At 58.6% G+C, this 10321-nt stretch carries 8 protein-coding genes and 1 pseudogene; 7 read left to right on the top strand and 2 right to left on the bottom strand.

Annotation, left to right across the window (positions count from 1 at the left end; all coding sequences use genetic code 11):
- The 7 genes and pseudogenes from ACYVB2_RS03650 to ACYVB2_RS03620 form a co-directional block, all read left to right on the top strand.
- A pseudogene (locus tag ACYVB2_RS03650) lies at positions 1 to 2033 on the top strand (hypothetical protein); the annotation flags it as partial.
- Positions 2034 to 2231: 198 nt separating this feature from the next.
- Positions 2232 to 3197 carry a PhoH family protein gene (locus tag ACYVB2_RS03645; protein ID WP_382428931.1) on the top strand — a complete coding sequence of 322 codons (966 nt, stop codon included), beginning with the start codon at positions 2232 to 2234 and terminating at the stop codon, positions 3195 to 3197.
- A gap of 13 nt (positions 3198 to 3210) precedes the next feature.
- Complete coding sequence (ybeY, locus tag ACYVB2_RS03640) at positions 3211 to 3669, top strand: rRNA maturation RNase YbeY (protein ID WP_382428933.1); 459 nt, start codon at positions 3211 to 3213, stop codon at positions 3667 to 3669.
- A 1-nt stretch (position 3670) separates the two neighbouring features.
- Positions 3671 to 4444: a sulfite exporter TauE/SafE family protein gene (locus ACYVB2_RS03635; RefSeq protein WP_382429765.1), complete on the top strand. Its 774-nt coding sequence runs from the start codon at positions 3671 to 3673 to the stop codon at positions 4442 to 4444.
- Between the two features lie 20 nt (positions 4445 to 4464).
- Positions 4465 to 5220: a DUF3025 domain-containing protein gene (locus ACYVB2_RS03630; protein WP_382428935.1), complete on the top strand. Its 756-nt coding sequence runs from the start codon at positions 4465 to 4467 to the stop codon at positions 5218 to 5220.
- A 131-nt stretch (positions 5221 to 5351) separates the two neighbouring features.
- On the top strand, positions 5352 to 6227 hold the full coding sequence (htpX, locus tag ACYVB2_RS03625; RefSeq protein ID WP_382428937.1) for a protease HtpX: 876 nt from the start codon (positions 5352 to 5354) through the stop codon (positions 6225 to 6227).
- A gap of 112 nt (positions 6228 to 6339) precedes the next feature.
- Positions 6340 to 6972, top strand: coding sequence for a LysE family transporter (locus tag ACYVB2_RS03620; protein ID WP_382428939.1), 633 nt, complete (start codon positions 6340 to 6342; stop codon positions 6970 to 6972).
- A gap of 20 nt (positions 6973 to 6992) precedes the next feature.
- Here the strand turns inward: ACYVB2_RS03620 and ACYVB2_RS03615 are convergent, their stop codons facing one another.
- Positions 6993 to 8414 carry a choice-of-anchor D domain-containing protein gene (locus ACYVB2_RS03615; RefSeq protein WP_382428941.1) on the bottom strand — a complete coding sequence of 474 codons (1422 nt, stop codon included), beginning with the start codon at positions 8412 to 8414 and terminating at the stop codon, positions 6993 to 6995.
- Between the two features lie 98 nt (positions 8415 to 8512).
- Positions 8513 to 10294: an NAD(P)/FAD-dependent oxidoreductase gene (locus ACYVB2_RS03610; protein ID WP_382428943.1), complete on the bottom strand. Its 1782-nt coding sequence runs from the start codon at positions 10292 to 10294 to the stop codon at positions 8513 to 8515.
- Between the last annotated feature and the right edge of the window lie 27 nt (positions 10295 to 10321).

Raw genomic sequence — 10321 nt, 5'->3', positions numbered from 1 at the left:
CCCAGGTGCGGGCCTTGACGCCAGCGCAATTGGGGGCCTTGAGCAGCGCGCAGGTGGCGCAGCTGCACAGCGATGCCTTTGCGGCGCTGAGCACGGCGCAGGTGGGGGCCTTGAGCAGCGCCGGGGTGCTGGGCTTGACCACGGCCCAGCTGGCGACCTTGAGCACCGCCAACGTCACGGGCTTGAGCACCGTGCAGCTGCGCGCCTTGAGCAGTGCGCAAATCGCGGCCTTGGAGCCGGCGGACTTCAATGTGTTGGGCACGGGGCAGCTGGCGGGGCTGGGCAGCAACCAGGCCTTGGGCTTGACCACCAGCCAGTTGGCGACGCTGGAGTCGGGCAGCATTGCGCGCTTGAGCACCGCCTTTATCAAGGCGTTGGGCACGGGGGCGATTGCCTCCTTGGGCACGGCGCAGATTGTGGGGCTGAGCAGCGCGCAACTGGCCGCTTGGAGCAGCTCGGATCAAATCCGGGCGCTGGAGACGCAGGATGTGGCGCAATTGACGACCGGCCAAGTCAAGGCCTTGTCCACTGCACAAATTAGTGCTTTGAGCACAGGGCAGTTGGCTGCGTTGAGCTCCGTAGTGGTTCCCGTACTCAGCACTGCTGCGGTGGTGGCATTGGATACGGCAAGCATTGCGGCACTGACAACAGCGCAAGTGAAAGTGTTGACAACAGCACAGATCAGAGCCATCAGCGATCAGCAGTTGGCCGCGCTACAGACGGAGGATGTTGCAACACTCAGCTCTGCACAAATAGCCGCCTTGAGCACCGCCAGTTTGTCGGGGCTGACCACAGATCAAGTGGTTGCCTTGACACCTGCCAATACGGTGGGTTTGAGCACCGCGCAATTGCGCGCCTTGAGCAGCACCCAAATAGCAGCATTCCAAACGGCAGACTTTGCAGTGCTTGGCACGGCACAGCTGGCTGGTTTGGGGGCAACGCAAGGGCCGGGTTTGAATGCCAGTTTGTTGGGCACCTTGGATGCCACCGAGATTGGCAAATTGGCCACAGCGTTTGTGCAGAATCTGAACACTACGGTGATCAGTGCGTTCACATCCACACAAGTGGCCGCCCTGACGACAACACAGATCAAGAATTTGACGGTTGCACAACATGCAGCCTTGAATTCATCCCATCTCGGTTCGCTACAAACCGCAGCGTTCACCAGCATGGCTTCGCCATTGGTGTTGGATTTGAACGGTGACGGTGTGCGCACTGTGGCGGTGGCTGGGGGCGTGTCGTTTGCTTTGGGTGCAGATGGTTTGTTGCGCCAGACAGGTTGGGTCTCGCCTGAGGATGGCTTGTTGGTGCGCGATCTGAATGGAGACGGCATCATCAACAATGGCCGTGAACTGTTTGGTACCGCTACCGAGCTCAATGCGGGTGTCACGGCCATCGATGGTTTTGCGGCCCTGAGCGATCTGGACAGCAACGGTGATGGCCGTATCACTGCACAAGACGCCGCCTTCTCTGAGCTGGCTGTCTGGAAAGACGCAGACGGCAATGGCCAGACTGGCACCGGAGAACTGGTGAGTTTGACGCAAGCCGGTGTGGCCGCATTGCACTTGGATGCCAAGGCTTCTGCCGAAACCGATAACGGCAACCTGCTGGGTTTGGTGTCTTCGTATGAAACCACCGATGGTCAGCAGCGCGATTTGGTTGACGTGTGGTTCCGCCAAGGTGCAGTGGTAGATGACAGCCTGCGCACGGCAGTGAGCAGCCTTACAGAGTCGTTGGGTGGTTACCTAGAAAATGGTACTGCCATGACGGCAACCGCTGGGCTGGATTTTGTGCCGCAACAGGGGCTCACCTTGGCTCCCGCCTTGGCTGTGGGCGATGAGGCACTTCCTGCCACAGAGGCTAACTTGCTAACACCGTTGTCAGATTACTACCGACGTTCGGTGGCTGCAGTGGCGCCTTCTTTGGAGGTAGGTGCCAGTTTGCCGGGTTTGGGCGCATCGGGCACCACCATCCAGCAGACACTGCCAGCCTCCTTGGCGATAGTGCCAACGGAAATCCTGCAAGGTAAGTGAACTCGTAACCTCGTGTGAGAAGCTGGCTGCCTTTGGGCAGTCAGCCCATTTTGGGGTAGCGGTCAATGCAGGGCGTGCAGTCTCTGTCATGCCACAAAGCAGGCACCGCATATCCCAAAGTGCCGAACGACCTGTTGGTTGGAGCGGGTGGGGGCGCTTTTATGATTGCTTTCTTCCCCCAACCAGCCGTTTTGCACCGTGATTCTTCGCCACCATTTCACTCCCCACAACAACACTCGTCTGACGCACCTGTGCGGCCCGGCAGATGCCCACCTGCGTACGATCGAGGCTGCCTTGCAGGTCAGCATTGCGCACCGGCATGAGCAGTTCAAAATTGACGGCCCCAAAGCGCGTGCCACGCAGGCGCTGGAAATGCTGCAAGCTATTTATGAGATAGCCGATCGCCCCATCACTGAGGAATATCTGCAACTGATGCTGGCGGGCGATAGCGCCATGAACGAGGCTGCGAGCATGGCTCCAGCCCTCAGCACTCGGCGGGCCGACCTGCGCGCACGCACCCCCACCCAAGCGATGTACCTGGAGAATATCGCTACGCATGACATCACCTTTGGCATTGGGCCTGCGGGCACTGGCAAGACTTATTTGGCCGTGGCTTGTGCCGTTGATGCGTTGGAACGTTCGAGTGTGCAGCGCATTGTGCTGACACGTCCGGCAGTAGAGGCAGGCGAGCGGCTGGGTTTTTTGCCAGGGGATTTGGCACAAAAAGTAGATCCCTATCTGCGCCCGCTCTACGATGCTTTGTACGACTTGATGGGCTTTGACAAGGTGCAAAAAGCCTTTGAACGCAATGCCTTAGAAATTGCCCCACTGGCCTTTATGCGGGGGCGCACGCTCAACAATGCCTTTGTGATTTTGGACGAGGCACAAAACACCACGCCCGAACAGATGAAAATGTTTTTGACCCGTATTGGCTTTGGGGCCAAGGCCGTGGTTACGGGCGATGTGAGCCAGATTGATTTGCCCAAGGGCGCCATGAGTGGCCTGATTGATGCTGAGCGTGTGCTCAAGCGCGTCAAGGGCATTGCCGTGACGCGCTTCACCAGCGCCGATGTGGTGCGCCACCCGCTGGTGGCCCGAATTGTGGATGCTTACGATGCGGCAGGTCGCCCGGCTGTAGCCCGTCAGCGCAGTGCCCCCCTTTGAATGGTTTTTTACGATGTCCTTGTCTGCCCTCACCCTGTCCCTGCAATTTGCCCGCTTTGATGGCGTGGCCCAACACCGCGCTGCTTTGCCGCGCCACAAGGTCATGCGTTGGATTCGCCACGCATTGGCCAGTGATGCCGAAATCACGGTGCGGATTGTCGATACCGAAGAAGGGCAACAACTCAACCGCGCTTACCGCCAAAAAGATTACCCCACCAACGTGCTGACGTTTGATTACGCCCAAGAGCCAGTCGTGTTGGCTGATTTGGTGCTGTGTGCCCCTGTGGTAGAACGCGAAGCCCGTGAGCAAAACAAATCGTTGCAAGAACACTATGTCCATTTGTTGGTGCATGGCACCTTGCACGCCCAAGGTTGGGATCACGAGACCAGCGAGCAAGATGCGCAAGAGATGGAAGCCTACGAAACCGAAATCATGACCGGCTTGGGTTTTGCCGATCCTTACGCTGCCTGAGATGTGGCCCTCTGTCACTGAGGTGCTGTGGTTGCTGGGAGCGGCTTTTGTGGCTGGTGCGCTCAATGCGGTGGCTGGAGGGGGAAGTTTTTTGACGCTGCCCGCCTTGGTGTGGACGGGGGTGCCGCCTGTGGTAGCCAATGCGACTGGCACAGTGGCATTGTTGCCTGGCTACATGGCTAGCGTTTGGGGTCAGCGCCAAGATGTACAAGCCCCGCCGGGCTTGGGCTTGGGCTTGCGGGCTGTGGCGCTGTTGTCGCTGTTGGGAGGGGCCTTGGGCGCCATTTTGCTGCTGTTAACACCCAATGCCACTTTTTCCCGCATCGTGCCGTGGTTGTTGTTGGTCGCTACGGCCCTGTTTGCTTTTGGCCCTCGGTTGCGGCAATGGGCATCGGGTACCACAGGCACCGAGGGGCATGCTGCACACTGGCGTGTGGGGGCGGGATTGCTGGCGGTGGGCGTTTATGGCGGTTATTTCAATGGCGGCTTGGGTATTTTGCTGCTGGCCTTTTGGAGCTTGTGTGGTGCCATGTCATTGCACCAGATGAATGCGCTGAAGAACCTGGTCTCGGCTTTGTTGGCGGCGATTGCAGTGGCTGTCTATGCAGCAGGTGGTGTGGTGCAGTGGCCGCAAGCCCTGTTCATGATGCTGGCCGCTACCGCAGGCGGCTACGTTGGCGCACGGCTGGTGCGGCGTATTCCTCCATCGTGGCTGCGGCTGGGCATTGTGCTGACGGGGCTGGTGATGGCTGCGCTGTTTTTTGCCCGTGCATGAAGCCAGAGCAAAGGTCTGAGATGGAACCTCGGGTGTTGGCATCTAGGGCGTGGTGTGCGCCTTGGCTGGCTCCAGTGCAGCCTATGGTGCAGCAGGTACAGCAGCGTTGGCAGGCAGGCTGCACGGTGGCTGAGGCACTCAATGCACAGCCTAACGTGCCGGTGTGTTTTGTGCCGCAAGCCGATTTGCCCTCCGGTATGGCCTATGAGTCATTTATTTTTCAGACCCATAAAGTACCCACCCGCGATAACCTGCATGATTTTTTCAATGGCCTGATTTGGCTGCACTACCCCCAGACCAAGCAGCGTTTGAACCAGCTCCAAGCCGAGGCCATTGCGATGCAGGGCGTGGGTGCTGTGCGTGGCCCTGTGCGCGATGCCATCACCCTGTTTGATGAAAACGGGGCTGTGTTGGATGCCCCCGAACCACTGTGGCAGGCGCTGTGGGTGCGGGACTGGCGGCGCTTGTTTGTGGATTTACGCCCGCTGTGGATGCAGGCCCGGCTTTATCTGTTGGGCCATGCATTGTTAGAAAAATTGGTACAGCCGCGCAAATCCATCACCGCCCATGTCTATCGGCCCCAAACGACATTGGCATCCAATAGTAGCGTGGCTGCTGTGGATAGCTGGTTGGCACAGGAGTTGGCCGCCCAACATCTTGCAACCAAACCTTTTACCCCTTTGCCTGTGTTGGGTGTTCCGGGCTGGTGGGCAGAGAACGAGAACTTTTCCTTCTATGATGACTCCGATGTCTTTCGCAGACCACACCGGGGGTAAGCCGCAGATGGTTGCGTTCTCTTGGTGATGGGGTTGCCTGTGGTGGGGCCGTGCCGCTTGAAAGTGGGTGCAGGTTGCCCCATTTGCCACCCAGAGAGGCTTTGCACCATCCCTGTGGAGAAGAACCGAACATGAAACGCATTTTGTTATTTGTCCTGACCAACGTGGCTGTGGTGGCAGTGCTGGGCATCGTGGCCAGTCTGTTGGGTGTGAACCGCTACTTAACCTCAAACGGGCTGAATTTGGGCGCCTTGTTGGGTTATGCGCTGGTGATGGGCTTTGGCGGTGCCATCATCTCATTGCTGATCTCCAAGCCCATGGCCAAGTGGAGCTCGGGGGTGCAAGTGATTGAGCAGCCTCGCAACCAAGATGAAGCCTGGATTGTGGACACCGTGCGCAAGTTTGCCGACAAGGCAGGCATCGGAATGCCTGAAGTGGGTATCTTTGAGGGCGATCCGAATGCCTTTGCCACTGGAGCATTCAAAAACTCGGCATTGGTGGCGGTGTCTACGGGCTTGCTGGAGAGCATGACCCACGAAGAGATTGAAGCCGTGATTGGTCATGAAGTGGCCCACATCGCCAATGGCGACATGGTGACTATGACACTGATCCAAGGCGTGATGAACACCTTTGTCGTTTTCTTGTCGCGGGTCATTGGCTATGCGGTAGACAGCTTTTTGCGCAAGGGAGACTCGGAAAACTCTGGCCCCGGCATTGCCTACACCATCACCACCATTGTGTTGGATATTTTGCTTGGCTTTGTTGCTGCAATGATCGTGGCTTGGTTTTCGCGCCAGCGTGAATTCCGCGCTGACGCAGGAGCCGCACAACTCATGGGCCGCAAGCAGCCCATGATCAATGCTCTGGCCCGTCTGGGTGGAGTGCATCCGGCAGAACTACCCAAGAGTATGGCAGCTATGGGGATTGCAGGTGGTATTGGTCAGTTGTTTAGCACCCACCCACCCATTGAAGAGCGCATTGCGGCGCTGCAAAACGCAGGGCATTGAGTTTTGGGTGTCCAGAGTGGGGGCAGACTAAATTGGCATAGCTATGGCGCAACCGCTCGATTATGGTACCTAGAAACAGGCTTTAGGCCATCGCTTATCTAAGGAGTGCGCAGTGGAGTTTTCTACCTGGCTGGCATTGTTTGCTGCATCATGGGCGATCAGTATTTCTCCGGGGCCGGGTGCGGTGGCCTCGATGAGTGCTGGGCTGAACCACGGGTTTCGGGTGGGTTACTTCACCGCTTTTGGCTTGGTGTTGGGTATTTGGGTGCAAATTGTGGTGGTGGGGCTGGGGTTGGGTGCCTTGATGGCGGCATCCAACACCGCCTTTACGGTGGTCAAATGGCTGGGGGTGCTCTATTTGGTCTGGCTGGGCATCCAGCAATGGCGCGCGCCAGTGGTGCCTATGGTGGCCAAGATCGAAGGGGAGCGCCCACAAGCCTCGCGCACCAGCATGGTGCTGCGCGGCCTGTTGGTGAACATCGTCAACCCCAAAGGCACCGTATTTTTGCTGGCGGTGGTGCCGCAGTTTATGGACTTGGCACAACCCTTGGTGCCGCAGTATGTGGCTATTGGGCTGACCATCGCCTTTACGGATCTGGTAGTGATGGCTGGTTATACCGCGTTGGCGGCTAAGGTGTTGGGCACCCTGGCCTCTACCGCCCATATTCGGGCCATGAACCGGATTTTTGGGGGCATGTTTGTGTTGGCAGGGTCTTTGTTGGCGTTGTTCAAGCGGGCCGCTTGAAGTGCAGGCTGCACGCCTGTCTATGGAACCGAGAGCAACAGCAACACTTGGCCCCGTGCCAACATGTCTTGGGCATTGCGGCCAAAACCAACCAACAGTTGCAGGCCGTGCAGGCTGCTCAAGTCCCCTAGCGGGAAGGCCCAAGTTTGGGCCGAGTAGCTGCCATCGCTGCGCTCTTGGTATAGATCGCTACCTTGGGCGGCTTGATAGGCCGGCACTTCACCCCCAGCATAGGCCACCACTTGCCACTGCATGTTTTGCAGGGTCAGAAAATACAATTGCCCCCCATACAAAGCTGCCAAATACAACTGGTAGCTGCCGTGGCGTTCGCTGGCTGTGGGGGCAAAGACAAGCACCGGATTGACGGCTTGTGCGCTGCTCACGGGGGTTTGCACAATGATGCGTCCTGCAACGGGCTGTATGGTGACCATGCCTGTGCCACTCAGTGCAATCTGCGTGTTGCCCACATCTGAGACGATGGTAGCAATGCCACTGTGTGTGCCGGTGGCACTGGGCGTGAAACCTACCGTGAGGCTACAACTGGCTCCCACCGCCAAAATGCTGCCGCAATCCGACTGGATCGAGAAATCTCCCGAGGCTGTTATGGACGACAAGGTTGCTGGTGCAGCAGCTTGGTTGTTCAGGGTAATGGTTTGTGTCAGAGAAGTCCCCACCTCCAGTGGCCCGAAGTCCAGTTGGGTGCTGCTCGGTGCGAGTCCGGAAGTGGATGGGCTGCTGACAAATGCGGCGTGCAGTGTGTAGCGTCCATAGGCAGAAGCATTGTTGGCCCAAACTTGGAGGTAATAGTAGCCAGCATCGAGGGCGCTGCTGTCCCGAACGATGGTACTGCCATCACTGCGGTACAAGGTATGACCAAAGGCTGATGCCAAGGTACTGTCGGCTGTAGTGGTGAGCTGTAAGGCTCCGTGGGTGGGCAGGTAGAGTTGGTAGAAGTCGTGGTAGTCGTGGCGCTCATCGGTCAACGCACTATAAAACCCTAGGTGCCCAGTCGTGCTGCTGTTGGGAGACAGTGCCAACGCGGTGTCGCGGCTTTGATTAGGCTCGGGGTCTCCACCAGCCTGCGGGGCAATGTTCAATTGGGCCGTGTAGCTACCGGTACTGTTGCTGTTGTTCCAGAGTTGCAGCACATACTGACCCGCTTGCAGAGGCCAAGTGCCTTCACTTTGCCCTGGGTGTGCCCAAGTAGAACGCACCACATCCGTAGAGTCGGTGGTGGTGATGCCAAAGCCTGCATTGCCACCGTGGAGTTGCCCACCAAGCACCGAGGTCAGAGAGACTAAACTGTCTTCACTTAGTGAGAAGATAAAAGAATCACCACTGTGTGCGGGTGTGATCTGGCTAGTGAACTCCACCGCTTGGGCGCAGGAGAATGCGCAGCCTAAACAGAAGGGAAGAAGTGCTTTTTTCAAAAAAATGGGCATGACCAACTCCTGATGGTGGGCCAAGACTTGCAGTACGCTCCTACCCTGCCAGCACCAGTGTACGACCCCACCTGTGCTGTGCCAATGCCCGTCATGGGTCAGTCCGTCTGGCCCAGTAGACGCCGTGCCACGGCCTCTGCCACCTTAATGCCATCCACCCCGGCAGACAGAATGCCACCAGCATAGCTGGCCCCTTCGCCGGCTGGGTAGAGACCGGCTGTGTTCAGGCTCTGAAAGTTGTCGCCACGGGTGATCTTGAGCGGCGAGGATGTGCGTGTTTCCACCCCAGTGAGTACGGCATCGGGCATATCAAAGCCTTGGATTTTGCGACCAAAGGCAGGTAGGGCTTCGCGCAGGGCGGCAATGGCATAAGCTGGCAGGGCCGGATGCAGATCGCCCAGCGTTACGCCTGGCTTGTATGAGGGCTGCACCTCACCCCATTGCTGCGAGGGCCGCCCGGCAATGAAGTCTCCCACCAACTGGCCCGGCGCGTTGTAGTTGCTGCCGCCCAGCACATAGGCGTTGGATTCCAACTGGCGCTGCAACACGATGCCCGCCAGTGGGTGCGCTGTGCCGTGGGCTGGATTTTCACTGCCATAGGTGGCCCCCAAAGTGGCCTCAAAGGCTGCGGGGTTGGTAGGGTAGTCGCTGGGGTCTATGCCCACTACCATGCCAGCGTTGGCGTTGCGCTCGTTGCGCGAATACTGGCTCATGCCATTGGTGACTACCCGGCCCGGCTCGCTGGTGGCGGCCACCACCGTACCGCCGGGGCACATGCAAAAGCTGTAGGCGGTGCGGCCATTGCTGGCATGGTGCACCAGTTTGTAATCGGCTGCCCCCAACAGCGGGTGCCCGGTATGGCGGCCCCAGCGGGCGCGGTCAATCACGCCTTGGGGGTGTTCGATGCGGAAACCGATGGAGAACGGTTTGGCCTCCATAGTCACACCGCGCTGGTGCAGCATGGCGAAGGTGTCGCGCGCGCTGTGGCCCAAGGCGATCACTACTTGGGAGGCTGGCAGCTCATAGCTTTGGCCGTTGGCTTGGTCTAGCACCTGTAGGCCACGCAGGTGGCGACCTTGGCCGTTTTCTTCTATCAGGATATCGGTGACGCGCTGCTCAAAGCGCACTTCACCCCCCAAAGCAATGATTTGCTCGCGCAGGTTCTCTACCACCTTGACCAGCTTGAAGGTGCCAATATGCGGGTGGGCAGCATACAAAATTTCTGGTGGGGCACCGGCTTGGACAAACTCCTCCATCACCTTGCGCCCCAGATGGCGCGGGTCTTTGATTTGGCTATAGAGCTTGCCGTCAGAGAATGTGCCGGCGCCGCCTTCGCCAAATTGCACATTGGATTCTGGGTTCAGCTCGCGCTTGCGCCACAAGCCCCAAGTATCTTTGGTGCGCTGGCGCACGCTTTTGCCACGCTCTAGCACGATGGGCTTAAAGCCCATTTGTGCCAATACCAGCGCCGCAAAAATCCCACAGGGGCCAAACCCCACCACCACTGGGCGCTCGGCCAAATGGGCGGGTGCTTGGCCTACTGGGTGCCAAGCCATGTCGGGCGTGGCTTGGATGTGTGGATGGCCTGCATGACGGGCCAACAGGGCCGCCTCTTGCGTTGGCTGTGCCAGTGTCACATCCACAATAAACACGGCCAGCAATTGGGCTTTGCGGGCGTCAAAGCTGCGTTTGAACACCTCCAGCTGTGCCAGTTCGGCCTCTGGTATGCCCAGTGCCTGTGCGGCCAGACGGCGCAAAGCTGCTATGGGCTGTGGTGCTGGGGCGCGGTCGGCCTCAGTCTCTGCACTGGCATCGGCAGCGCGCAGTGGTGGCACGGGCAACTCGGTCAGGGGCAGCTTGAGTTCAGACAGACGAATCATGGCAACAGGCCCGTGGTCATCGGGCAG

The organism is Giesbergeria giesbergeri (assembly GCF_054779375.1).
The sequence above is the reverse complement of the archived record's forward strand: the minus strand, read 5'-3'. Positions and strand labels throughout refer to the sequence as shown.

What these genes read in the sequence shown, in the direction of transcription:
- ACYVB2_RS03630 (WP_382428935.1), top strand. Translation starts at nt 4,465, where the DNA reads ATGGAACCTCGGGTGTTGGCATCTAGGGCGTGGTGTGCGCCTTGGCTG.
- htpX (WP_382428937.1), top strand. Translation starts at nt 5,352, where the DNA reads ATGAAACGCATTTTGTTATTTGTCCTGACCAACGTGGCTGTGGTGGCA.
- ACYVB2_RS03615 (WP_382428941.1), bottom strand. Translation starts at nt 8,414, where the DNA reads ATGCCCATTTTTTTGAAAAAAGCACTTCTTCCCTTCTGTTTAGGCTGC.
- ybeY (WP_382428933.1), top strand. Translation starts at nt 3,211, where the DNA reads ATGTCCTTGTCTGCCCTCACCCTGTCCCTGCAATTTGCCCGCTTTGAT.
- ACYVB2_RS03610 (WP_382428943.1), bottom strand. Translation starts at nt 10,294, where the DNA reads ATGATTCGTCTGTCTGAACTCAAGCTGCCCCTGACCGAGTTGCCCGTG.
- ACYVB2_RS03635 (WP_382429765.1), top strand. Translation starts at nt 3,671, where the DNA reads ATGTGGCCCTCTGTCACTGAGGTGCTGTGGTTGCTGGGAGCGGCTTTT.